Raw genomic sequence first — 22,984 nt, forward strand, 5'->3', positions numbered from 1 at the left:
CCAATCACCCAATCACAGCCATGCCGCCTTCGTCTATCAAGCGGCGGATCACGTTCTGCAATTCCTGAACAATAATAGGTGCCAAACCTTCCATCGGTTCGTCCAGTAATAGCAGTACCGGGTTTACCATTAACGCCCGGCCAATTGCCAGCATCTGCTGCTCGCCACCCGACAACTGGTTGCCCAGATTGCCCCGGCGCTCCTGCAATCGCGGGAAGATCTCATAGACCCGCGCGACGTTCCAGAAGCCCGGCCGCGCCACCGCCGTCAGGTGCTCCTCCACCGTCAGCGACGGGAACATGCAGCGCTCCTGCGGGACCCATCCCAGCCCGGCGGCGGCACGCTGGTGGGCTGCCAGCCGCGACAGGTCGCGCCCTTGCCAGTGCAGGCTGCCGCGCCGCAGCCGCGTCAGGCCCATCAGGGTCAACAGCAGCGTGCTCTTGCCCACGCCGTTGCGGCCCAGCAGGGCCAGGCTCTCACCGGCGCGGAGCGTCAGGTCGATCCCGTCGATCACCACGGCCTCGCCGTAGCCCGCGCACACCCCTTCTGCCCGCAGCAATTCAGTCATGCGCGGCCTCCCCGAGGTACACCTCCCTGACGCGGGGATCGGCGCCGATCTCCGCCGGCGTGCCTTCGGTGAGCACACGGCCGCCGACCAGCACGGTAATGCGCTCGGCAAAGCGGAATACCAGGTCCATGTCGTGCTCGATAAACAGGATGGTGATGTCGCGCGGCAAGCCGGCAATGACGCCAAACAGCTCGGCGCTCTCGCCGGCCGGGATGCCGGCCGCGGGCTCGTCCAGCAGCAGGATGGCGGACCGGGTGGCCAGCGCCAGTGCGATTTCGAGCAGGCGTTGCTTGCCATAAGGCAGGTTGCGCGTCTCGGTATCGGCATCGCGGTCGAGGCGCAGGCTGGTCAGCACCGCCATGGCCTCGTCGGCCAGCGGTCTCTGCGATGCCACGGTGCGATGCCAGATACGTGTAGCGCCGCTGCGTTCGGCCACCGCAAGCACCACGGATTCCAGCACGGTCAGCCCAGGGAACAAGGTGTTGATCTGGAAGGTGCGCGTCATGCCGCGCCGCACCCGCGCGTGCTGCGGCAGATGCGTGATGTCCTCGTCGCCGAGCCAGATGGTGCCGCTGCTGGGCGGCAAGGCGCCGGTCAGCAGGTTGATGAAGGTGGTCTTGCCGGCGCCGTTCGGCCCGATCAGGGCATGGCGCGCGCCCGGCGGGAAACGCAGCGAGATCTCGCTGTTGGCGGCAAACCCGCCCCAGGACCTGGACAGCCCTTCCGTGCGCAAGATGGCCGTCATGGCTGGTCTCCGTCCGGCTTGCGGCGCATGCCGCGCAAGGCGTCAACGGCGCCCATCACGCCGCCGCGCGCGAACAGCACGGTCACCACCAGCAACAGGCCGATCCAGAACTGCCAGTAGACCGGATTGATGCCCGCCAGCACATCCTGCGCGATCATGAAGACCGCCGCGCCAACCAGGGCGCCGTACAGCCTGCCCGCGCCGCCCAGCACCAGCATCACCAGCAACTCCGCCGAGCGCGGAAAGCCCAGCACGTCCATGCCGACGAACTGCGTGGTCTGCGCCAGCAGCCCGCCGGCCACGCCGGCCAGCGCCGCCGCCACGGCAAATACCGCGCCGAGCCGGCGCGGCACGTTGACGCCCAGCGCGGGCATGCGGCGCGCCCCTTCGCGCATGCCCCGCAGCGACAGTCCAAAGGGGGAGTCCACCAGCCTGCGCACCAGCGCAAACAGGACGAAGACAACCACCAGGCTGTAGAGGTAGGCGGTCTTGCCGAACAGATCGAACTCGAACAACCCGAGCAGCGGCGACATGGTGACGCCCGCCAGCCCGTCCACGCCACCGGTGAGGAAGGCCGCTTTGTTGGCCGCCTCGAACAGCATCAGCCCGATGCCCAGCGTGACCATGAGCCGGGTCAGGTCGCCGCCGCGCACCACCAGGAAACTCGCCAGCCAGCCCGCCACGCCGGCCACCGCGCCCGCCGCAAGCAGACCCGACAACGGCTCGCCCCAGCCATGCGCGGCCAGCAGGCCGGCGGTGTAGGCGCCCAGCCCGAAGAACGCCGCATGCCCGAGCGAGACGATGCCCGCGTACCCCAGCAACAAATCCAGCGACAGCGCGAACAGGCCGGTAATCAGCACCTGGCTGCCGAGTATCAGGTAGCCGGGCAACAGGAACCAGGCCGCCACCGGCAGCAGCCAGAACACGATCTCGCCGGCTCGCCAGCGTCCGTCCGGCAGGCGCGGGCGCAGTACGCCGCCACCCGCGCTGGCCACATCGGATACCTTGTCCAGCGCGCTCATGCCCGCCTCCCGTAGAGACCGGCCGGGAACAGCACCAGCAACAGCACCATCAGCGCATAGATGACGAAGGCGCCCACCGCCGGCACGTAGTACTTGCCGGCCACATCGGCCACGCCCAGCAGCAGCGCCGCCACCAGCGGCCCGCGGATGGTGCCCGCGCCGCCCACCGCCACCACCAGCAGGAAATACACCATGTACTTGAGCGGGAAGGAAGGATCGAGGCCCAGCACATCGATGCCAAGCCCGCCACCCAGGCCCGCCAGTCCAGAACCGAGCGCGAAGGTCAGGCTGAATACGCGCTCCACATTGATACCGAGACCGCGCGCCGCCTGCTGGTTGTCCACCGCCGCGCGCACCTGCGCGCCAAAGCGCGTACGGGCCACCAGCCAGCCCAGCGCGGCGGTGATCGCCACCACCACGCCGATCAGGAACAGCCGATAGGCGCCAAGATCCAGCCTGCCAAGCCGCACCTGCCCGCGCAGGAAAGCGGGCAGCTCCACCGGCTGCTGTCCGGGCCCGAACACGTAGGTCGCGGCGGCGATCGCCATGAAGGTGAGCCCGATGGAAAACAGGACCTGGTCGAGATGGCTGGCGCGGTAGAGACGCCGGTACAAGGTGCGCTCCAGCCCCCAGCCCACCACCGCGGCACCCGCGAAGGCCAGCGGCAGCGCCGCCAGGAAGGGAACGCCGGCGCGGCTCATCAGCACCACCGCGACGTAGCCGCCGAACATGGCGAATGCGCCGTGGGCCAGGTTGACGAAATTCATCAGGCCCATGGTGACAGAGAGCCCGACACTGATCAGGAACAGCAGGCAGCCGTAGGCCAGCCCGTCGAACAGCACGCCAAGGAAGCTGGCGATCATCGCCGGCCCTCCCCGCGTTGCGATGAGGCCCGTCCACTGCGCTGAGTCATGAAGTCTCCTGTCTTTCCAAAGGGATGGATGGGGTTCACTCGCCCTCGAAGGCGGCAAAGGGCAGCCCGACGTAGTTTTCCGCGAGAGACGCGGCCGCGGCCGGTGAAGCGGCAACGTATTCCAGCTCGGCGCGCTGCAGCCGCGCCATAAAGGGGGTCTGGTCAGGGAAACGATGCAGCAGCGAAGTCATCCACCAGGAGAAATGCTCGGCGCGCCAGACCCGCCGCAGGCAGGTGGCGGAGTACGCCGCCAGCAGGTCTTCGCGGCGTTCACCATAGTGTGCCGCCAGCGCGCGTGCCAGCGTGCGCACGTCGGCCACCGCCAGGTTCATGCCCTTGGCGCCGGTCGGCGGGACGATATGCGCCGCGTCGCCGGCCAGGAACAGCCGGCCATATTGCATGGGCTCCACCACATGGCTGCGCATCGGCGTGATGCCCTTTTGCAGCACCGGGCCTTCGTTGAGCCGCCAGCCGTCGCCGGTCTCCAGGCGGGCGTGCAGCTCCTGCCAGATCCGCGCATCTGGCCACAGGGTGAGATCCTCGCCGGGACGGCATTGCAGGTAAAGCCGCGTGATCTGCGGCGAACGCATCGAGAACAGGGCAAAGCCGCGCGCATGACTGGCATAGATCAGCTCCCGCGCGGCTGGCGCGGCCTCGGCCAGGATGCCGAGCCAGGCAAAGGGATAGGTCCGCTCGAACACCTGCAGCGCGGATGCTGGAATCGCTCCACGCGAGACGCCGCGAAAGCCATCGCATCCGGCGATGAAATCGCAATGCAGCGTGTGGCGCCGCCCCCCGTGTGCAAACGTGACGCCGGGCGCCTTGCCATCGATGCCGTGCAGCGCCACGCCGCTGGCCTCGAACAGCAACGGCGCGCCATCCGCCAGGCGCGCGGCGATCAGGTCCCTGACCACCTCGTGCTGGCCGTACACGGTGATGGCACGGCCCCCGGTCGGCCCGGACAGGTCGATATGGTGGCGGCGTCCGCCGAACAGCAGGTCGATGCCGTGGTGGCGCAGGCCCTGGCGCTGCAGGCGCTCGCCCGCGCCGCAGGCCACCAGCAGGTCCACGGTGCCTTGCTCCAGCACGCCGGCGCGGATGCGCGCCTCGACGTGCTGGCGGCTGCGGTCCTCGATGACCACGGCATCGATGCCGGCGCGGCGCAGCAGATGCCCCAGCAGCAGGCCCGCCGGCCCGGCACCGATGATCGCTACCTGGGTGCGCATCGTGGTCTCCCGTCTCCCGTTCAGCCTCTTGCCACGGCCCCTGGCCGCGGCGCCCGGTCTTGGATGAGGGGCATTTTCAGGCGCTCGCCCCCAATTTGCAATCGGGGGTTCCGGCGATACCGCGCGGGCCGCCGGCGGAAGCAGGAAGGACGATCAGGCTGGCAGGATCGCCACGTACGCCAGGCCGGCGGCCAGGACTGCGCATAGGGGCGAATAGACCCGCGTGTCCAGCCGCGCAAACGGAGAGCCGGTGATGCGCTTGAAGAAACCAACCAGGCGGAAATCGCCCACCGCCCTCGCCAGCATGGCCACCGCCACCAGGCCGATGGCCCATTGCAGGAGCGGCCCCGTGGATGGCGCGGCGAACAGCCCGGCGCGCGCGGCCACCATCGATGCCACCACCGCCAGCCCGACGGCCACCATCAGCGTGCCGGTGCGCGAAGGCGTGAAAGCGGGAACCATCGCAGGCACCGCGGCAGCCCCTTCGCCTGGGGATACCTTGCGCGGAATGCGGGGCACCGCCGCATCCTTGGCCAGGGAGCCGCCCAACGCCCAGTAGACATGCACGCCGGCAAGCAACAGGTAGATGCAGACCAGCAGAAGAGCGACCAAAGCGACCATGGCAGCAGGATTCCTATCTGTGAGAAGATGCCCCGGACCGGGGCATCCAGCTTAATCCAGCCGGAGTGCGCGATGCGAAGCCGTGACCATATGCCGCAGCACCGGGAATCCCGGCCGCCAGAATCCGTGCCCACCAGCAAGGAGACCGTCATGCCATCTGATCGACGCAGCTTCCTGTGCCGCAGCATGCTGCTTGCCGCCGGCCTGGCCTTGCCCGTCGCCGCGCTCGCTGCCCCGCCCTCCCCGCCCCCCCTGCGCCGTGCGCTGCCCGGCGGCCGCGAAACGCTGCCGGTGATCGGCATGGGCACCGCCGATACCTTCAACGTGGGTACCGGGCCCGGCGAGCGCGCGCCGCTGGCCGAGGTCATGGCCCTGCTGCTGCAAACGGCCGGCCCGGTGATCGACACCGCGCCCAGCTACGGCAGCGCCGAGGCCGTTACCGGCGACCTGCTGCTGGATGCCAGCGCCCGCGCCAAGGTCTTCCTGGCCACCAAGATCTCGGCGTCGGCCGCCAACGCGCCGGCGCAGTGGGCGCAGTCGCTGCGCGACCTGCGTAGCGAAACCGTCGATCTGCTGCAGGTGCACAACCTGATCGACTGGCGCGACAACCTGCGCTTTATCCGCCAGTTGAAGGAACGCGGCAAGACGCGCTATACCGGTATCACCCACTACCGCGAGGACGCGCACGAGGCGCTGGCCCAGATCGTGCGCAGCGAACGCGTGGATTTTGTCCAGCTCAATTACTCGGTCGCCGAGCGCAATGCCGAACGCACGCTGCTGCCGCTGTGCCAGGAGCGCGGCGTGGCGGTGCTGGTCAATCGCCCGTTCCAGGACGGCCGGCTGTTCCGCGCGGTCAAGGACCGCCCGCTGCCACCCTGGGCCGGCGAGATCGACTGCGACTCCTGGGGCCAACTCTTCCTGAAATTCATTGTCAGCCATCCCGCCGTGACGGCGGCGATCCCCGCCACGTCGAAGCCCAGGAACATGCGCGACAACCTCGGCGCGGGCCTGGGCCGCATGCCCGATGCCCGCCAGCGCGAGCGCATCGCCGCGCTGCTGGCCTGAGCCGGTCATGGCCAGCACCACGCAAGCGGCCCGGCACGGCCTCGGCATCCAGCCCGGCGAAGGCAGCGCGGTGGCGGCCGGCTTCCTGTTCTTCTTCTGCCTGTTCGCCAGCTACTTCATGCTGCGTCCGGTGCGCGAGACCATGGGTATCGCCGGTGGTGTGCAGAACCTGCAATGGCTGTTCACCGCCACCTTCGTGGTCATGCTGGTGGCGATTCCCTGCTATGGCCTGTGCAGCGCGCGCCTGCCGCGCCGGCGCTTTGTGCCGTGGGTCTATGCGTTCTTTATCGCCAACCTGCTGGGCTTTGCCTTGGCCACGCGCGCCGCGCCAGACAGTATCTGGCTGGCGCGGGTGTTCTACGTCTGGCTGTCGGTGTTCAACCTGTTCGTGGTGTCGGTGGCGTGGAGCCTGATGGCCGATGTATTCCGTCCCGGCCAGGCGCGGCGCCTGTTCGGCCTGCTGGCCGCCGGCGCCAGCGCGGGCGGACTCGCCGGGCCGTTGCTCGGCGGCTGGCTGGTGCCGCGCATCGGCCTGACCGGGCTGATGCTGCTGTCCGCCGCGCTGCTGGCGGCCACGCTGCCCGGCGTGGGCTACCTGTTCGGCTGGCGCCGGCGCGCCGGTGCCGGTGTGCCGGCGGCGGACGATCCGGTCCCGGCTCAGGACCCGGCCCGGCCCATAGGCGGCGGGCTTTGGGCCGGCCTGACGCTGGTGGCGCGTTCGCGCTACCTGCTGGGCATCAGCCTGTTCGTGATCCTGCTGGCCACCGCCAGCACCTTTCTCTACTTCGAGCAGGCCAGGCTGGTGGCACAGACCTTTCCCAGCCGCACGCAGCAGACGCAGGTCTTCAGCGCCATCGACGCCATCGTGCAGGCACTGACCATTGTGGTGCAGGTGTTCTTCTCGGGCCGTGTCGCCAGGCGCTATGGCGTGACTTCCCTGCTCAGCGCGGTGCCGCTGGCGGTGGCGGCGGGCTTCCTGGTGCTGGCGCTATGGCCAGCCTTCGGCGTGCTGGCCGGCGTGATGATCCTGCGCCGGGTGGGCGAATATGCATTGCTGCGGCCGGGCCGGGAGATGCTGTTCACGGTGGTGGATGCCGAAACCAAATACAAGGCCAAGAACGTGATCGACACCGCCGTTTATCGCGCCGGCGATGCGGTCAGCGCCTGGATCAAGACCGCCATTGACGGGCTATCCGGCCACCCGGCCGTGGTGGCGCTCACCGGGGCTGCGCTGGCATTGGGATGGGCCTGGCTGGGATGGTGGCTTGGCCGCCAGCATGAAGGCCAGCACGGGACCGCATCGCCGGCGTCCACCGCCCGCCTGGCGGCGGCGCCTCGCGACCGGGGCGGTGCCTGAGTACGCTCGCCAGATACGCCGGGAGGCAAATGCGATACACGGTTCAGGTGTTTTCCTGCACTTCAGCCCCCGCATTTGCCGAGAGTTGTGACGATTGTGRCGGATTATTTTTCGAGGAGTCCTGATGAAGTCCGGAATTTCGATGTACAAGGCAGCCGCCCTGCTTACCGCCCTGGCCATCAGTGGCATGGCCTGCGCCGCGCTGCCGCCGCCCGAGCCGCAAACGCCGCAAGGCGAGCGCGCCACGCAAAAGCCCCTGCCGCCACAGCCGCCGCGGCACAAGAAACACAGGAAGCACAAGCAAAAGGCTCCTGACAGGCAGGCCCCGGCGCCGCAGGCTGCCCCGGTACCCGACGCTTCGCCACCTCCGTCGCCGCCGAGTCCGGCGCCCTGATCGCCATGGCTCCAGCGTTACATCTGCTAACCGTGTGGACAGATTCCGGCGACGCCTGACCCCTAAGATGCCTGCAAGGCCAGCCGCTGTCACTGTCGCTGGCCCTCACATGCAGCCACAAGGAGTCAGTCATGCGCAAACCCAATCGTGCCGCCCGCATCGTCGGCGCAGGCCTGCTCACCGCCGCGCTGCTGGCCGCGGGTCCTGCCTCCGCACGCGGACGCGGCCACGGTGACGGCGACTCAGCCGGCGCTGTCGCGCTGGCCATCGGCGCCCTCGTCGGGCTGGCCGTGGTCGGTACCGCCGTGGCCAGCCAGCCGGTCGTCATGGCCGCCCCGCCCGCGCCGGCTTATGGGCCGGCTTATGGGCCGCCGCCGGGATATTGCTATCGCGATTACGATCGCGCTTATGTGCCATGCGCGCCACAGCCGGCGCCCTATTACTATCAGGAAGCGCCGCAGCCTCGATACCCAGGATACTGAGCGCGACGGCCCGTCAGATCCGGCGGGCCATGGCACCACCGGCATCCTCGCGCGCCCGCTGGCGCAAAAGCCGAGCCAGGCGCTCCCTGGTGCGGAACTGCGTTTCGAGATGGCGGTGCCGGATGCAGTGGCGCCGTTGTTGCGGGGACCGGCGCAGGCTGGCCCGTCTCCGGGCGGCATGGCGATCCTGCCGGGCGCCTTGCTCACGGGCGGCCCGCCAGCTCCAGGGCAAACACCATGCGCTGCAGCCACTTGCCGCTCTGCGCATCCATCTGGCCAAAGCGGCAGCCGAAATGGTTGTACGCCTCGTTGCCGTGCCATGCCTTTCGATGCCGCACCACCTGCAGCGCAAGCTTCATCGCACCCAGGTCGCCAAGATCCAGGCAGCATTGCGCGATGCTGGTCCCGACCGGCAACTGACCCGGTCCGATGCGCATGGAGCGCAAGCCCACCCCGGATACGGACAGGTCCGCGACTTCCATTTCCACAAGCTGGCCGTCGCTTAACAGGATCTGGCAGCGAAAGTCCCTGTCCTGCTGCAGGCGGACGCGAAAATGCCTGCGGCGCGGAACCATATAGATCCCGGCCGGCAAGGAAGCGAGAAACGCCGGTCCGCCGTCGAAGCGGGTGACTGCCGGCGTGGCGAACCGGAAGTGGAACGTGATATCGCCCAGCGATGCCGAGGCGGCCAGTTCGCTGGCGTTCAGGATCGCTTCCAGTTCCAGGCCGTTGCGGCACCAGGCAAGCACGCAGGTGCCTCTGGATGGGTCGACGGACAGAAAGCACGAAGCAACCCGCCACTCCTGCACAGGTTGAAGATGGAGCCGGGTACGCACGCGGGCCAGATCCTGCAGGATCTGAAGTATCCGGCCCGGATCGCTGAGCCGTTCGATATGGCTGCCAGCAGCCCACGGGAGCGGCAAAGGCGCGCCTAAGGCGTTCGAGGCCATGATGGTATTGCAGACTGGTCCGGGAACACTGCGGCGCTAGCGCTACGATTCATCGGGACTAACTCATTCAAGGTATTCGATCGGACGTTTCTCGCGACTTTCCAGCTTCGAGGGCATATTCGTTGCATCGCATGTTCCGTTGCATGCCGACCGCTCTAACGGCATTGCCAGACAGGTTCTTGAGAAATCCAGCGCTCTCTTCCCCATCTTTTCCATTCGGCGCCATTCCGCCCTTCCCCGGCGGGCTAAAGATTTGATCGCTCCCGCCGTTAGGAGTCGTTTCGCGGTCACATTTCTTTCCGCTTTCGCTTGCCAGCCTGGGCCTGACTCCGCGCCGGGCCGACGCCTCGCGTCAGATCGTTCACCAGCCATTCCAATCCATGAATAGACTTGACTCCGCTTCGACCAACCCGCCGTCATCGGACGGGTTCCAGTACGCCCTTGAGGGTGAGATCCACGCGATACTGGACATCCTGGCCATGCAGGAGCGCAGCCTCGACTTGCGCTTGCCGGACGGGCGCACACTGCACACGAAAGTACTGTCCGTGGATGGGCCAGCCCGCACGTTTACGCTCCAGGGATACGTCAGCGAGCCTGACAATGAGGCAGTACTGGCCTGCGCGCAAAGCGAACTTTCGACTGTCCTGGATGATGTGTCGCTCACGCTTTGCCTGGGCGCCCCGGCCCGCTCCCTGTTCTCCGGCGCCGCCGCGTTCTCGGTGCCGTTCCCGGAAAAACTGTCCCAGGTGCAACGGCGGCGGGACTACAGGGCGGAGACGCTGGATTACCAGTACACATTCGAGGCCGAGTTGCCTGACGGCACCGGACTCATCCTGGACATTGCCGATCTTTCGGCGTCCGGGGTGGGCCTGCGCTCGCGCACACCAGGTACGAATGCCCTGGCCGTCGGGACGTTGCTGCCCAAAGGCAGGCTGCGCTTTGGCACGCTGGCAAGCCTGGAGATGGGGGTTCGCGTGGTACGTTACCAGTCGGTGCATACCGACGGCGATGCGGTACACCACTACGGCTGCGAATTTGTCGCGTTCGAGCAGGGCGCCCTGCTCGATTGACCGGAGTCATTCAACTGGAGTCATTCATGTCCCACCCGCATCGCGTCGTTGGCGCCCTGCTGCTTTCGATGTTTTCGCTTACCGCACTGGCACATGAATCGCTGTGCGCGGCGGCCGAGAATGTTGCGTTCTCATGCACGGTCAAAGGCAACAAGGTTGTATCGCTTTGCGCTTCGCCGGATCTTTCCAAAACGAAAGGGTACGTGCAGTACCGCTTTGGAAAAAAGGGGGCCGTCGAGCTTGCTTACCCGAAACTCACGGATGATCCGCGCAAGCACTTCCGGTGGGGCGTCACCGCTTACTCAGGTGGCGGCACCGATTACTTCCGGTTCTCCAACGGGGGCTACGACTATGTGGTCTACGCCGGCAGCGGCAAGGGCTGGGAAAAGGAAGGGCTTGTCGTCGAGAAGGACGGCAAGCGCGTCGGCAGCTTACCCTGCCGTGACGGAGGGCTAGGTCCGGACAACTGGGCGGTGATGTATTCCGCAGGTTTGCCGGAGCTGGATCAGAGCAAGCCATCGGATCAATTCGATATGCCCTGACCCTGCCATGACCCTGCCCTGACCCTGCCCCGATCCAGGCAAGGGGCGGCAGCGCGCGCTGGTCGACCCTGCGCTGGCCGCGTCGGCCAGTCGGAATCTCTCCGGGCCGATGCCAAAACCCTGGCCGAACCGGCATCYGGACTGCAGCCGCCCGGTCAGCCGTCCCGCCCCGCGCAACCCACGATTTCGGCCAAACAAGGGGCGCCCGAGGCCAAATCCGCCGCCTCGGGCATCCGCGGCCAACCGCGTGGGCGTATAGTCGTCGCTGACCAACGGTGCCGTGCCTGGCTCGTCCCGCACGGCACTGGTATGCGTCCCCAGACATCGGGCCGGCACGCAAGTTGCCACCACTACCAAGGACAACATCATGAAGACCAAAGCCGCCATCGCCTGGAAGGCCGGTGCCCCGCTGACCGTGGAAGAAGTCGACCTGGACGGCCCGCGCGCCGGTGAAGTGCTGGTGGAGATCAAGGCCACCGGCATCTGCCATACCGACTACTACACGCTGTCCGGCGCCGATCCTGAAGGCATCTTCCCGRCCATCCTGGGCCACGAAGGCGCAGGCATCGTTACCGACGTGGGCCCCGGCGTGACCTCGCTCAGGCCCGGCGACCATGTGATCCCCCTGTACACGCCGGAATGCCGCCAGTGCAAGTTCTGCCTGTCGCGCAAGACCAACCTGTGCCAGGCCATCCGCGCCACGCAGGGCAAGGGCCTGATGCCCGACRGCACCTCGCGCTTCTCCATCGACGGCAAGCCGATCTTCCACTACATGGGCACCTCCACCTTCGCCAACCACATCGTGGTGCCGGAGATCGCCCTGGCCAAGATCCGTCCGGATGCCCCTTTCGACAAGGTTTGCTACATCGGCTGCGGCGTGACCACCGGCGTGGGCGCGGTGCTGTTCACCGCCAAGGTGGAAGCCGGCGCCAACGTGGTGGTGTTCGGCCTGGGCGGCATCGGCCTGAACGTGATCCAGGCGGCCAGGATGGTGGGCGCGGACAAGATCATCGGCGTGGACCTGAACCCCGGCCGCGAGGCCATGGCCCGCAAGTTCGGCATGACCCACTTCATCAACCCGAACGAGGTGGAGAACGTGGTGGACCATATCGTGCAGCTGACCGATGGCGGCGCCGACTATTCCTTCGAATGCATCGGCAACACCAAGGTCATGCGCCAGGCGCTGGAGTGCTGCCACAAGGGCTGGGGCAAGTCGATCATCATCGGCGTGGCCGAGGCCGGCGCGGAGATCTCCACCCGCCCGTTCCAGCTGGTCACCGGCCGCGAATGGAAGGGCTCGGCCTTCGGCGGCGCGCGCGGCCGCACCGATGTGCCGAAGATCGTCGACTGGTACATGGAMGGCAAGMTCAAYATCGACGACYTGATCACCCACACCCTGCCGCTGGAGCGCATCAACGAGGGCTTCGACCTGATGAAGCGCGGCGAGTCGATCCGCTCCGTGGTCCTGTACTGAGGCCCGCCATGCTCGAACTACTCTCAGAGCACGGCTGCTTCGGCGGCGTGCAGCGCTTCTATCGGCACGCCTCGACGACCATCGGCCTGCCGATGCGGTTCTCGGTATTCCTGCCGGCGCAGGCATTGATCCAGCCCGAACGGCGCCTGCCCGCGCTGTTCTACCTGGCCGGCCTGACCTGCACCGAGSARAMCTTCATSAYCAAGGCCGGCGCCCAGCGCGTTGCCGCCGAGCATGGCCTGATCCTGGTGGCGCCCGATACCAGTCCGCGCGACACCGGCATCGCCGGCGAGGCGCAGGCATGGGATTTCGGCGCGGGAGCGGGTTTCTACCTGGACGCCACGCAGGCGCCCTGGAGCCAGCACTGGCGCATGGAAAGCTATGTGGCGCAGGAGTTGTTCGACCTCGTCACCACCGCGCTGCCCGCCGATCCGCAGCGTGTCGGCATCTTCGGCCATTCGATGGGCGGGCATGGTGCGCTGGTGCTGGCGCAGCGCCATCCCGGCCGCTTCCGCTCGGTGTCGGCCTTCGCGCCCATCGCCGCGCCCATGCGCTGTCCGTGGGGCGAGAAGGCCTTTAACGGCTATCTGGGCGAGGACCGCGCAAGCTGGGAGCAGTACGACGCCTCGGCGCTGATGCGGCGCCAGGCCAGCGCGCCCTTCCCACGCGGCATCCTGGTCGACCAGGGCCTGGCCGACAAATTCCTCGCCGAACAGCTCTACCCCGAAGCCTTCGAGGCCGCCTGCGCCGCCGTCGGGCAGCCGCTGCTGCTGCGCCGGCACGAGGGCTACGACCACGGCTATTACTTCATCTCGACCTTCATCGAGAACCATATCCGGCATCACGTAGCGCAACTCTGACCATGTGCGGACGGGCTGGACCCATTTGCTGGTGGAAGATGTGCAGGCCTGGTGGGACAAGGTCAATGCACAGGATATCGGCGGGCGCTACGGCGTCAGGCTCGTGCCGCCACAGGACCAGCCCTGGCAGATGCGCGACTTCGTGCTGCTCGATCCGTCCGGGGTGTTGTGGCGTATCGGGCAGAACCTGGAGTAAGCGCCGGTGCAGGCGGCGCCGCCTGGTAATACGTTGAAACACGCCGGCGCCCGATGAAACGGAATCCGCCGTGCGACGCCTTGCGTTGCGGCGGGCCGCGCTGGTAGTGTCCTGGATCGCTGTCACCGCGTCATCCGAACGCGGCTTGCGGCCAGCCGAAGGACTTCAACATGACCCGCAGCGCCCGCGCTTTTCGCCTGATTCCCGTGGTGGCCACGCTATTGTTGTCACCCGCCGCCTTCGCGCAGGGTTCACCCGCGGCTGGCGACGAAGCCATGAACGCCATCCAGAGCAACTTTGCGCGCATGACGCCTGCGCCGCGCACGGTGGACAGCATCAATCAGGAACTGAAGCAGAACCATGCCGCGCCGATCGGCGCCAGCGGACGTGGCGGCAGCCGCGGCCGGGGCCGCCAGCGCTCGCAGGACAGCGCCCAGAACGGCCCGGGCGGCACTGCGGCCGATACGCCAGCAAGCCAGGATACGGGGCTGCACGCCAACGCGCCGGGCGCTACGCAGGCGGCCGCGGCGGCTTCAGGCAACCAGTAAAGCCGCGCCTATCGCTGCGCCACCCCGAAACGCTCGCGGTAGTCCCGCGGCGTAATGCCCATCTGGCGCAGGAACGCGCGCCGCAGCCCCTCGTCCGAACCAAATCCGGTGCGCGCGGCAATGGACTTGAGCGGCAGCTCGCCTTGTTCAAGCAGCCGCCGCGCCCCTTCGATGCGCGCCGACTCGATAAACGCCATCGGGCTGCTACCCGTCTCCCGCGCGAACACGCGCCGGAAATTGCGCTCGCTCATCGCCACCCGGCCCGCCATCTCCGCCATCGTGAAGTCGTGCGTCAAATCCGAGAGTATCCAGTCCTGCACCCCGCGAATGCCGGCGTGGCTGGTGGCYTGGCTGGCCAGATGCAGGCTGTACTGCGATTGCCCCCCTGGACGCTTGAGGTAGACCACCAGTTCACGCGCGAGGTCTAGCGCCAGTTCGCGGCCAAGGTCTTCCTCGACCACGGCCAGCGCCAGGTCGATGCCCGCAGTCACCCCGGCCGAGGTCCACAGGTTGCCCTGGCGCACAAAGATGGCGTCCGCATCCACTTCCACCGCCGGAAAGCGCTGGCGCAGCAGCGCGGCCACGCCCCAGTGCGTGGTGGCCCGGCGCCCGTCGAGCAGGCCCGCGGCGGCCAGGAAGAAGGTGCCCGAACACAGCGCAATCAGCCGCCCGATGCGCGGCGCCACCGCGCGCGCCCAGGGCACGATGCCCTGGGCTTCGTCCATGGCGCGCTCGATATCGCGCGCGCCCACGATCAGGGCGATGTCCGGCAGCAGCACGGTATCGAGCCGGGCCGTGGCCTCCAGCGTCATCAGCGTGTCGGAGCGCACCGGGCCGGTTTCCAGCGCGACGATCCGGGTGGCGTAGGCCGGTGGCTGCCCGCGCTGGGCCAGGCGCACATTGGCGTAGTCGAACACCGTCATGGGGCCGACCGCCTCCATGGCCTTGAATCCGGGGTACACCACGATATCCACCCGCCGTGGGGCGGCGACTGCCTGCGCTTGCATCGATCTGACCGGAATGGAAAGCGGCGATCTTACCCCACTGCCGGCCACGCCCTCGCGCCGGTACAAGCATATGCAGCCGCCGCATTAGTCGGTGGGCGTGCAAGCTTGTGCCAACAAATTCGTTCTGTTGCAGTGAACCAGTTCTTAGCATGGTGCATATCGTCCACATCCCGCAGCCTACCGAGGAGTGTCATGCACCAAGAGCCAGAGCAGCCGTCCGCAGTCAACCGTTCCTCGCCCGAGGGCAATCCGCGCAGCACGGGCGCCCTGAACCGCCGCGGCTGGCTGCAGGCCGCCGGCGCGCTCGCCATCGCCGGCGGCGTCGCGCCCTTTATCTGGACCTCCAGGGCCAGCGCCGCCACCGGCCAGCTCAAGCCGGTCAAGCTGGCCTGGAACGCCAGTTCCGTGTGCCTGGCGCCGGTTGCCGCGGCGCTGAAGGAAAACATCTTCCGCAACCACGGGCTGGACGTGGAGCTGATCAACTTTGGCGGCTCGACCGACCAGTTGCTCGAAGCCATTGCCACCAGGAAAGCGGACGCCGGCGTGGGCATGGCGCTGCGCTGGCTCAAGCCGCTCGAGCAAGGCTTCGACGTCAAGCTGACGGCGGCCACCCACGGCGGCTGCATGCGGCTGCTGACCCTGAGCAACTCGGGCGTGACCGACCTGAAGAGCCTCAAGGGCAAGACCGTGGCCGTCAGCGACATGGCCAGCCCGGCCAAGAACTTCTTTTCCATCCTGCTGGCCAAGCGCGGCATCGAYCCCGTGCGCGATGTGCAGTGGCGCCAGTACCCGGCCGACCTGCTCGGCATCGCGCTGGAAAAAGGCGAAGCCCAGGCCGCCGCCGACGGCGACCCGCGCACCTACCTGCTGCGCAAGGAGCGCGGCCTGGTCGAGGTCGCCACCAACCTGTCGGACGAATACGCCAACCGCGCCTGCTGCGTGCTCGGCATTCGCGGCAGCCTGATCCGCGAGGACAGGCAGACCGCCTCGGCGCTCACCCACGCCGTGCTGCAGGCGCAGGACTGGACGGTGGCCAATCCCGCAGGCGCGGCGCGGCATTTCGCCGAGTTCGCCAAGGTGCCRCAGGCCGATGTGGTGGCCATGCTCAAGAGCCATACGCACGGCCACCATCCGGTGGGCGCGGACCTGAAGAAGGAGCTGGCGCAATACACCGACGAACTCAAGCTGGTGTCGGTGATCCGGCCCGGCACCGATTCCAGCAAATTCGCGGAGCGCATCTATGCCAACGTTCTCGGCTGACGGGCAGCGCGGTGCGCTGGACAGCGCACAGGCGCTTGCCGGACACGATGCCTTCGACGCGCCCGATGACTTCCTGGCCTTGCCCGCGCCCGCGATCCCGCGTGTCTGGCTGGCCGGCGCACTGGCCGCGGCGGCCTGGCTGGCCGTCGCCGCCGTGGTGAAGTTCTGGCCCGAGCCGGAAGACTGGCCACTGACGCATGAAACCGCCTCGCTGTTCGCGGGTATCGCCGCCGTGCTGCTGGTGCTGGCATTCGTGCAGCACCGGCTGGGCGGCATCGGCGCCGCGCTGCGCCGTGCCGGACCGTGGCTGCTGGTGCTCGCGGCGCTGACGCTGATCTGGGAACTGGTGACCGCCAAGCTGGGCCTGTTGCCGCGCCCCTTCTTCGCGCCGCCGCAAGCGCTGCTTGAAGTGTTTCTCGAGGACTATGCGCGGCTGGCCGACGCGGTGGCGCACTCGCTGCGCCTGCTGGCCACCGGCTACCTGCTGGGCGCGCTGGCGGGCTTCCTGACCGGCGTGGCCATCGGCTGGTCGAGCCGCGCCGGCTACTGGGTCCACCCGGTGCTGCGCCTGCTGGGGCCGCTGCCGGCCACGGCATGGCTGCCGATCGTGTTCTTCGCCTTTCCCAGCAGCGCCAGCGCGGCCACCTTCCTGGTGGCGCTGGCGACCTGGTTCCCGGTCACGGTGCTGACGTGGTCTGGCGTGGCGGCGGTGGACCCGGCGTATTACGACGTGGCCCGCACCCTCGGTGCCAAAGAGCGCTTCCTGGTGCTGAAAGTCGCCGTGCCCGCGGCGCTGCCGAGCGTGTTCGTCGGCCTGTTCATGGGCCTGGGCGCATCGTTCTCGGTGCTGGTGGTGGCCGAGATGCTGGGTGTCAAGTCCGGCCTGGGCTGGTACCTGCAATGGGCCCAGGGCTGGGCCGCCTACGCCAGCATGTACGGCGCGCTGCTGGTGATGGCGATCCTGTTCTCAGGGCTCATCACCTTGCTGTTCCGCTCGCGGGACCGCCTGCTGGCCTGGCAAAAAGGAGTGGTCAAATGGTAAGCGCCGTGCTCGACGAACCCGCCCGGGCCCAGCCTGCGCAAGCTGCCATCGACACGGCCGGCGCCGCCGGCAACGGCGTGCGCCTGACCATCGACCAGGTCAGCCATCATTTCACGCTGCGCGACCAGGTGCTGCCGGTGCTCAGCCGCGTCAGCCTGACTGCGGAGCCGGGCGAGTTCGTTGCCCTGCTCGGTCCCAGCGGCTGCGGCAAGTCCACCCTGCTGCGGCTGGTGGCCGGGCTGGAGCCGCCACGGCGCGGCACGCTGGCGGTGGATGGCGTACCGATCGGCGGGCCTGACCCGAGCCGGGTGGTGGTGTTCCAGGACCCCACGCTCTACCCGTGGCGCACCGTATGGGACAACGCCGCGCTCGGCCTGGAAGCGCGCGGCTTGCTCGGCAGCCAGCGCGCCCGCGTGGACGATGCGCTGGCACGCGTGGGCCTGACCGACTTCGCCCGCGCCTATCCGCGCCAGCTGTCCGGCGGCATGGCGCAACGCGCCGCGCTGGCGCGCGCTCTGGTCAACGAGCCGCGCCTGCTGATCCTCGACGAGCCGCTGGGCAAGCTCGATTCGCTGACGCGCCTGAGCATGCAGGGCGAGCTGGTAGCGCTGTGGCAGCGCTCGCGCTTTACCGCGCTGCTGGTTACGCACGACGTGGAGGAAGCGCTGCTGCTGGCCACGCGCGTGATCGTGTTCAGCGAACGCCCCGCCCGCATCACGGCGGAACTCAGGATCGACCGCGACTATCCGCGCCATCGCGACGACCCCGAACTGATCCGGCTGCGCCGCGAGATCCTCGGCCTGCTGGGGCTGGGCCAGGGATGGTAAGCCAACGCAGGCGAGGCGGCCATGCCCGATGAGCTCTGGCATCTGCACGGCACCTGGTGGCTGGGGCCCGACCCGCTACCAGGCGGCATGGCGGACGGCATGCGTACGCGTAGCCTGCCGCGCTTGCCCTCTGGCATCCCGGCGGCGACAAGGCGCATGGCGGGCGTGATCGCCCTGGCGGCTTGCGCGATCGCCCTGCCGCTTTGGCTCTTCGCCGGCACGCCGTGGCAATCGCACGCCGAACCCGGTCCCCTGCTGCGCCAAGCCCAGGCGCGTGGCGAACTGGTGGTGGGCGTGCATGTGTATCCGCGCCCGACGCCGCCGGGCCGGCCGCTGGTGGCAAAACCCGATCCGGGTGAAGCCGGGCTGGCCGCGGAACTGGGCCGTGCACTGGGCGTCCCGGTCAGGCTGCGGCATTTGCCGGTAGCCAGCGCCGGCGGCAACGAGCACCCCGCTATCGATCTCGCTTTTGGCGCGGCGGCGGACGGCGCGTATCCTCGCGCAGCCTCGGTACGGGCACCAGGCACGCCTCGCGGCACTTTGCTGACCCTGCGCTTCGCGCCGGTAAGCCGGCTCGATGCGCTCGACGGCAAGACCGCCTGCGTGAGCGAAGGCAGCCCTTTCCAGGCGCTCCTGACCCGAGCTGGCGCCGGGCTTCGCCGCTACCCCTCGCCGCTGCAGTCGCTGCTGGCGTTCCGCCGTGGCGAGTGCGCGGCGGTGGCGGAAGATGCCGCGCTGATCGCGCGCGTGATGCGCTTGCCGGAATGGCGCTTCTTCGCGGCGGCGCCGCTGCTGCTCGATGGCGAGGGCGCGACGCTGACGCTGCGCCAGCCTGACGCGCAATCGGCGCGCTACCTGGAGCACTGGCTGGCGCGCTGGCAACGCGACGGGCGGCTTGCACGGCTGCGAGATGCAGCCGCCGGCGACGCCGCCTTCAACATGATGCTGGTCGAGAGCGGGCTGATCTGCCATTGAACATCCACCAGACAAAACAGGAGCAAGAATGCATTTGAAACCCACCGGCACGACCAGCCGGCAGCGGATTTCGGAGTGGCATCGCGAAAGCGGCTTCACGCCCGCCGCGCCAACCCCCGATGCCACCGGTACGGCCGGCGCGGCGCGTCCCCTGCGCACGGACGAAGCCTTGCGCGCATTGTCCGCGCGCTTTGCCGCACGCGCCGCCACGCATGACCGCGACGCCACCTTTGCCTTCGAGAACATCGCCGAACTCCACCAGCTCGGGCTGCTCGACCTCACCGTGCCGCGCGCGCTCGGCGGTGCCGGCGCCGGGCTGGCGGAAGCGCGCCGCGTGGTCCATCACGTGGCTGCGGGCGATCCGTCCACGGCACTGGTGCTGGTGATGCAGATCCTCGGCCATCGCAACCTGGCGCAGGACACGCAATGGCCGGCTGACATCCGCGAACAGGTGCAACGCAGCGCGGTGGAACAAGGCGCGCTGATCAATTCCCTGCGCGTGGAGCCCGCGCTGGGCTCTCCCGCGCGCGGCGGCCTGCCGGCCACGGTGGCGCGCCGGCAGGGCGACGGCTGGCTGCTGTCGGGCCACAAGATCTATTCCACCGGCATCCCGGCGCTGAGCTGGCTGGCCGTATGGGGCCGCACCGACGAGCCCAGCCCGCGCACCGGTGTGTTCCTGGTGCCGCGCGACGCGCCCGGCATCACCGTGTTGCCTACCTGGGACCATCTCGGCATGCGCGCCACCGGCAGCCACGACGTGGTCTTCGACAACACCCCGCTGTCCGCCGCCCATGCGGTCGACCTGCGCCTGCCCGAAGCCTGGGCGGAACGCCATGACCCGGCCTGGGCCGTGTGGACATCCACCCTGCTCGGCACGCTGTACAACGCCGTGGCGCACAGCGCCCGCGACTGGTTTGTCGCGTGGCTCAACCTGCGCGCCCCCGGCAGCCTGGGCGCGCCGCTGGCCACGCTGCCACGCTTCCAGGAAGCGGTGGGCCGCATCGACAGCTGGCTGCTGGCCAACCGCATCCTGCTGGACCGCTTCAGCGCCGATGCCGATGCCGGCGCGCCGGCCAGCGCCACGGACAGCAACCTGCTCAAGCTCAACATCACCGACAACGCCATCGCCGCCGTCGAGCTTGCGGTCAGGCTCGCCGGCAACCCCGCCTTGTCGCGCGGCAACCCGCTTGAGCGCCATTACCGCAACGTGCTGTGCAGCCGCATCCATACCCCGCAGAACGACGCCATCCTGGTGAGCGCCGGCGAGCAGGCGCTGCGCGCCGCGGCACACGCCAACCCGCCCGGCACCAACGCCTGAGACCATCATGACCCGACCCGATTCCCAGCCACGCCGCATCGCCATCGTGGGAGGCGGCATGGCCGGCACCCTGACCGCCATCCGGTTGCTGCGCGACAGCAGCGCACCGCTCGCCATCCACCTGTTCGAGCCGCGTGCCGAGCCGGGGCGCGGGCTGGCCTACAGCACGCAAGACCCGGCGCACTACCTCAACGGGCCCGCGCTGAACTTCAGCCTTCACCCCGATGCGCTGGAAGACTTCTCGCAATGGCTGGTGCGCCATGGTCACGCCGCCCCCGCCGAGGCCGACAACGCCTTCGCTCCGCGCGGCGTGTACGGCGACTACCTGCAAGACACCCTGGCGCGCGCGCTGGCAGGCGCGGCCGGGCACGCCACGCTGGAACATGTGCGAGCGGAAATCACCGACGTGACCATCGGCGTGCCGCACCGCGTGCGCAGCGCCGACGGCCGCGCCTGGGATACGGACCACATCGTGCTGGCCACCGGCGTGCAGCCCGCGCGGCCGGCGCTGGCGCAAGACGACGCGCTCGAAGCCGATGGCCGCTACGTGCCGGACCCCTGGCAGCCCGAAGCACTGGCCCGGCTCGCGAACGCACGCGAGATCGCCCTGATCGGCACCAGCCTGACCATGCTCGACGTGGTCGCCACGCTGGAGCGCCTCGGCTTCACCGGCACCTACCACGCGTTCTCCCGGCGTGCGCTGGTACCCTGGCTGCGCCACAACGCCGGCCCCTGCGACGACTTCCTGGCCGCAGCGGGACCTGTAGCGCTGGCCGCGCCCACCGCGCGCGACGTGGTCCGGCGGGTGCGCCGGCAAAGCGCTGCACTGACGGCGCAAGGCCTCGACTGGCAAAGCGTGCCGCCCGCGCTGCGTACCTACATCGGCCCGCTGTGGGCGGCCGCCAGCGTGCCGGAGCGCCAGCGCTTCCTGCGCCATGTGCGGCCCTTCTGGGACAACCTGCTGCACCGCGCCGCGCCGCCCACGCATGCGGTATTCGAGGCGGTGCGCGCACAGGGACGCCTGCACGTACACGCCGCCCGCGTCACCGCACTGGCGCCGGCCGATGACGGGAACACCGCGAGCGGCTGGCAGCGTGGCGGTCACGGGAGCGAGGGAAGAAGCCACCGCGTGGCCCTGCACCTGTCGCGCCCGCTGCCCGCGCCCTCCACTGTGGACGCGGCCATCAACTGCACCGGCGCGGAGTACGGCTGGCACGCAGGCAACACCCGGCCCCTGGTGCGCAGCCTGCTGGCGCGCGGCCTGGTGCGGCCGGCGGCAGCCGGGTCTGGCCTCGACGGCGACGCGCGCGGCCGCGTATTCGATCGCGGCGGCCGCCTCGTGCCCGGCCTCAGCACGCTGGGCGCACCGCTGCGCGGGGCATTGTGGGAGTCGGGCACCATCATCGACGTGCGCAACCAGGCCGCAGCGCTGGCGGCACGGCTGGTGGAGGAACTCGGACTGACGGCCGAGACCGAGGCGCAGGCGGCCTAGCCGGCCGGCATCCGGCCAAGGGCACGCGCAGCCTGATTCAGCCAACGCTTGCCAAAGGCATCCGGTGCTGGCATATAATCCCGTCCGGGCGCCGGCAGGGCGCCCGCTCCCGCAAAAGCCAGCGCACCTGCCTGCCCGTACCGTACGGCGCCGAGCGATCCAGCCCGGCACCGCCAGTTCGTTGCAAGAACCACAACGTTGACCTTTTTTGCCGCCGCGGGAAACGGCATTGCAAGGACATGACATGTGGCTCACAACGCTCAACGCTCCATCCCGCCTTCCCAATAGCGATTTCCTGCGCCGCCATGCACGCAGGCTGTTGCGCCAGCTCCACGCCGGAGAAGCCATGCAGGCGCTACCGGTAATCCGGCGCATCCACCGCGAGCAGGTACGCGCGCAAAGCGTCGCGGAACTCTACCGGCTGCGCCACACACTACAGCTCAAGCACTGCCTGCAACTGCTGGCGGCCGAACTGGGCTACGCCGGCTGGTCCGCGTGCAAACGCGACATCGACGGCCGCCCCGCCAGGGTACTGGACCGCTACCGTCTCGACCTCGGCGAGTTCGGCGACTACCAGCAACTCTGGTTCGCCGACCGGCAAGGCGCCCAGGCATGGCAAGCGTCCAACGGCGGTTACGTGGTCACGTATGGTGAACAAGCGGCGGTGCTGCTGACGGGCAACGCCATGCCGGCGATGCGTGACTGACCGGGGGAGAACCACGGCTCGGGCCGAAGACCCTGAGAAATAGAGGTAGCAAGGGATTCCTGCCGGCCCGGGAACGGGCCGGCGCTATTTTCGCCTTCCATGCGTAACCTCATCCGCAGGTAGTTCGAGGAGGCGGCGCATCTTCTGGCCGCGCCGGATCGTGAACAGCGTGTCTCAGAAACTCAACTGCATCAATTGCAGTCGGCACGCCAAGTCCTGCGTGACCCCAGCGGCCATTGGCAGGCATGCCCGCAACGTGATTCGTATCGAGTTAGTGTGCAGGCGTCGACCGGCCGCCAAGAAAAGGCCGGTCGCACGCCAGTT

The 22,984-nt window shown here is 68.6% G+C and carries 24 protein-coding genes and 1 pseudogene; 17 read left to right on the plus strand and 8 right to left on the minus strand.

Annotated features, from left to right (window positions below; all coding sequences use genetic code 11):
- Positions 1-10: 10 nt before the first annotated feature.
- The 6 genes and pseudogenes from AC1DN0_RS27860 to AC1DN0_RS27885 form a co-directional block, all read right to left on the minus strand.
- Positions 11-568: pseudogene (locus AC1DN0_RS27860) on the minus strand (ABC transporter ATP-binding protein); the annotation flags it as partial.
- The gene (locus AC1DN0_RS27865) at positions 561-1,313 is read right to left on the minus strand and encodes an ABC transporter ATP-binding protein (RefSeq protein ID WP_441627814.1); all 753 of its coding nucleotides are present in this window, start codon (positions 1,311-1,313) and stop codon (positions 561-563) included. The pseudogene AC1DN0_RS27860 and the gene AC1DN0_RS27865, both read right to left, overlap by 8 nt.
- The gene (locus AC1DN0_RS27870) at positions 1,310-2,335 is read right to left on the minus strand and encodes a branched-chain amino acid ABC transporter permease (RefSeq protein ID WP_441627816.1); all 1,026 of its coding nucleotides are present in this window, start codon (positions 2,333-2,335) and stop codon (positions 1,310-1,312) included. The genes AC1DN0_RS27865 and AC1DN0_RS27870 overlap by 4 nt, the downstream gene beginning before the upstream one ends.
- Positions 2,332-3,198 carry a branched-chain amino acid ABC transporter permease gene (locus tag AC1DN0_RS27875; RefSeq protein WP_441627818.1) on the minus strand — a complete coding sequence of 289 codons (867 nt, stop codon included), beginning with the start codon at positions 3,196-3,198 and terminating at the stop codon, positions 2,332-2,334. Before AC1DN0_RS27875 ends, AC1DN0_RS27870 begins: the two co-directional genes overlap by 4 nt.
- Before the next feature lie 85 nt (positions 3,199-3,283).
- Entirely contained in the window at positions 3,284-4,474 is a 1,191-nt protein-coding gene (gene pobA / locus AC1DN0_RS27880; protein ID WP_441627820.1) for a 4-hydroxybenzoate 3-monooxygenase, read from the minus strand.
- A gap of 153 nt (positions 4,475-4,627) precedes the next feature.
- Positions 4,628-5,095: a DUF3995 domain-containing protein gene (locus AC1DN0_RS27885; RefSeq protein WP_441627822.1), complete on the minus strand. Its 468-nt coding sequence runs from the start codon at positions 5,093-5,095 to the stop codon at positions 4,628-4,630.
- Positions 5,096-5,245: 150 nt separating this feature from the next.
- On the opposite strand from AC1DN0_RS27885, the gene AC1DN0_RS27890 reads away from it, so the two are divergent.
- The 4 genes from AC1DN0_RS27890 (at position 5,246) to AC1DN0_RS27905 (ending at position 8,393) form a co-directional block, all read left to right on the plus strand.
- Positions 5,246-6,160 carry an aldo/keto reductase gene (locus tag AC1DN0_RS27890; protein ID WP_441627824.1) on the plus strand — a complete coding sequence of 305 codons (915 nt, stop codon included), beginning with the start codon at positions 5,246-5,248 and terminating at the stop codon, positions 6,158-6,160.
- A gap of 7 nt (positions 6,161-6,167) precedes the next feature.
- Entirely contained in the window at positions 6,168-7,517 is a 1,350-nt protein-coding gene (locus AC1DN0_RS27895) for an NTP/NDP exchange transporter (RefSeq protein ID WP_477111212.1), read from the plus strand.
- A gap of 124 nt (positions 7,518-7,641) precedes the next feature.
- On the plus strand, positions 7,642-7,911 hold the full coding sequence (locus AC1DN0_RS27900; RefSeq protein WP_441627828.1) for a hypothetical protein: 270 nt from the start codon (positions 7,642-7,644) through the stop codon (positions 7,909-7,911).
- Positions 7,912-8,042: 131 nt separating this feature from the next.
- Complete coding sequence (locus AC1DN0_RS27905; protein ID WP_441627830.1) at positions 8,043-8,393, plus strand: mechanosensitive ion channel protein MscS; 351 nt, start codon at positions 8,043-8,045, stop codon at positions 8,391-8,393.
- 203 nt (positions 8,394-8,596) lie between these two features.
- Here AC1DN0_RS27905 and AC1DN0_RS27910 read toward each other — a convergent pair whose 3' ends face one another.
- Positions 8,597-9,343 carry a flagellar brake protein gene (locus AC1DN0_RS27910; RefSeq protein WP_441627832.1) on the minus strand — a complete coding sequence of 249 codons (747 nt, stop codon included), beginning with the start codon at positions 9,341-9,343 and terminating at the stop codon, positions 8,597-8,599.
- Positions 9,344-9,723: 380 nt separating this feature from the next.
- Here AC1DN0_RS27910 and AC1DN0_RS27915 point away from each other — a divergent pair, with 380 nt between their 5' ends.
- The 6 genes from AC1DN0_RS27915 to AC1DN0_RS27940 all read left to right on the plus strand — a co-directional run bounded on the left by AC1DN0_RS27915 (position 9,724) and on the right by AC1DN0_RS27940 (position 14,033).
- Complete coding sequence (locus AC1DN0_RS27915) at positions 9,724-10,413, plus strand: flagellar brake protein (RefSeq protein ID WP_441627834.1); 690 nt, start codon at positions 9,724-9,726, stop codon at positions 10,411-10,413.
- A 26-nt stretch (positions 10,414-10,439) separates the two neighbouring features.
- A complete protein-coding gene (locus tag AC1DN0_RS27920; protein WP_441627836.1) occupies positions 10,440-10,955 on the plus strand; it encodes a hypothetical protein in 516 nt (171 codons plus the stop codon).
- Positions 10,956-11,322: 367 nt separating this feature from the next.
- Entirely contained in the window at positions 11,323-12,429 is a 1,107-nt protein-coding gene (locus tag AC1DN0_RS27925; RefSeq protein ID WP_477146160.1) for an S-(hydroxymethyl)glutathione dehydrogenase/class III alcohol dehydrogenase, read from the plus strand.
- Between the two features lie 8 nt (positions 12,430-12,437).
- Positions 12,438-13,289 carry an S-formylglutathione hydrolase gene (gene fghA / locus AC1DN0_RS27930; RefSeq protein ID WP_477146161.1) on the plus strand — a complete coding sequence of 284 codons (852 nt, stop codon included), beginning with the start codon at positions 12,438-12,440 and terminating at the stop codon, positions 13,287-13,289.
- A 25-nt stretch (positions 13,290-13,314) separates the two neighbouring features.
- Positions 13,315-13,485: a VOC family protein gene (locus tag AC1DN0_RS27935; RefSeq protein WP_477146162.1), complete on the plus strand. Its 171-nt coding sequence runs from the start codon at positions 13,315-13,317 to the stop codon at positions 13,483-13,485.
- 170 nt (positions 13,486-13,655) lie between these two features.
- Positions 13,656-14,033, plus strand: a complete 378-nt coding sequence (locus AC1DN0_RS27940) for a hypothetical protein (RefSeq protein WP_441627844.1) — start codon at positions 13,656-13,658, stop codon at positions 14,031-14,033.
- A gap of 8 nt (positions 14,034-14,041) precedes the next feature.
- Here the strand turns inward: AC1DN0_RS27940 and AC1DN0_RS27945 are convergent, their stop codons facing one another.
- Entirely contained in the window at positions 14,042-15,040 is a 999-nt protein-coding gene (locus AC1DN0_RS27945) for a GlxA family transcriptional regulator (RefSeq protein ID WP_441627846.1), read from the minus strand.
- 192 nt (positions 15,041-15,232) lie between these two features.
- On the opposite strand from AC1DN0_RS27945, the gene AC1DN0_RS27950 reads away from it, so the two are divergent.
- The 7 genes from AC1DN0_RS27950 to AC1DN0_RS27980 all read left to right on the plus strand — a co-directional run bounded on the left by AC1DN0_RS27950 (position 15,233) and on the right by AC1DN0_RS27980 (position 22,660).
- Positions 15,233-16,300: an ABC transporter substrate-binding protein gene (locus AC1DN0_RS27950; RefSeq protein WP_441627848.1), complete on the plus strand. Its 1,068-nt coding sequence runs from the start codon at positions 15,233-15,235 to the stop codon at positions 16,298-16,300.
- Positions 16,281-17,342, plus strand: a complete 1,062-nt coding sequence (locus AC1DN0_RS27955; protein ID WP_441627850.1) for an ABC transporter permease — start codon at positions 16,281-16,283, stop codon at positions 17,340-17,342. Before AC1DN0_RS27950 ends, AC1DN0_RS27955 begins: the two co-directional genes overlap by 20 nt.
- Positions 17,336-18,169 carry an ABC transporter ATP-binding protein gene (locus AC1DN0_RS27960; RefSeq protein ID WP_441627852.1) on the plus strand — a complete coding sequence of 278 codons (834 nt, stop codon included), beginning with the start codon at positions 17,336-17,338 and terminating at the stop codon, positions 18,167-18,169. The genes AC1DN0_RS27955 and AC1DN0_RS27960 overlap by 7 nt, the downstream gene beginning before the upstream one ends.
- Before the next feature lie 21 nt (positions 18,170-18,190).
- On the plus strand, positions 18,191-19,144 hold the full coding sequence (locus AC1DN0_RS27965) for a substrate-binding periplasmic protein (RefSeq protein WP_441627854.1): 954 nt from the start codon (positions 18,191-18,193) through the stop codon (positions 19,142-19,144).
- A gap of 28 nt (positions 19,145-19,172) precedes the next feature.
- Complete coding sequence (locus AC1DN0_RS27970) at positions 19,173-20,462, plus strand: acyl-CoA dehydrogenase family protein (protein WP_441627856.1); 1,290 nt, start codon at positions 19,173-19,175, stop codon at positions 20,460-20,462.
- Positions 20,463-20,469: 7 nt separating this feature from the next.
- Positions 20,470-21,954, plus strand: coding sequence for an FAD/NAD(P)-binding protein (locus AC1DN0_RS27975; RefSeq protein WP_441627858.1), 1,485 nt, complete (start codon positions 20,470-20,472; stop codon positions 21,952-21,954).
- A 244-nt stretch (positions 21,955-22,198) separates the two neighbouring features.
- Positions 22,199-22,660, plus strand: coding sequence for a hypothetical protein (locus AC1DN0_RS27980; RefSeq protein WP_441627860.1), 462 nt, complete (start codon positions 22,199-22,201; stop codon positions 22,658-22,660).
- Positions 22,661-22,984: the final 324 nt, after the last annotated feature.

This window comes from Cupriavidus sp. 05N39 (genome assembly GCF_056397325.1).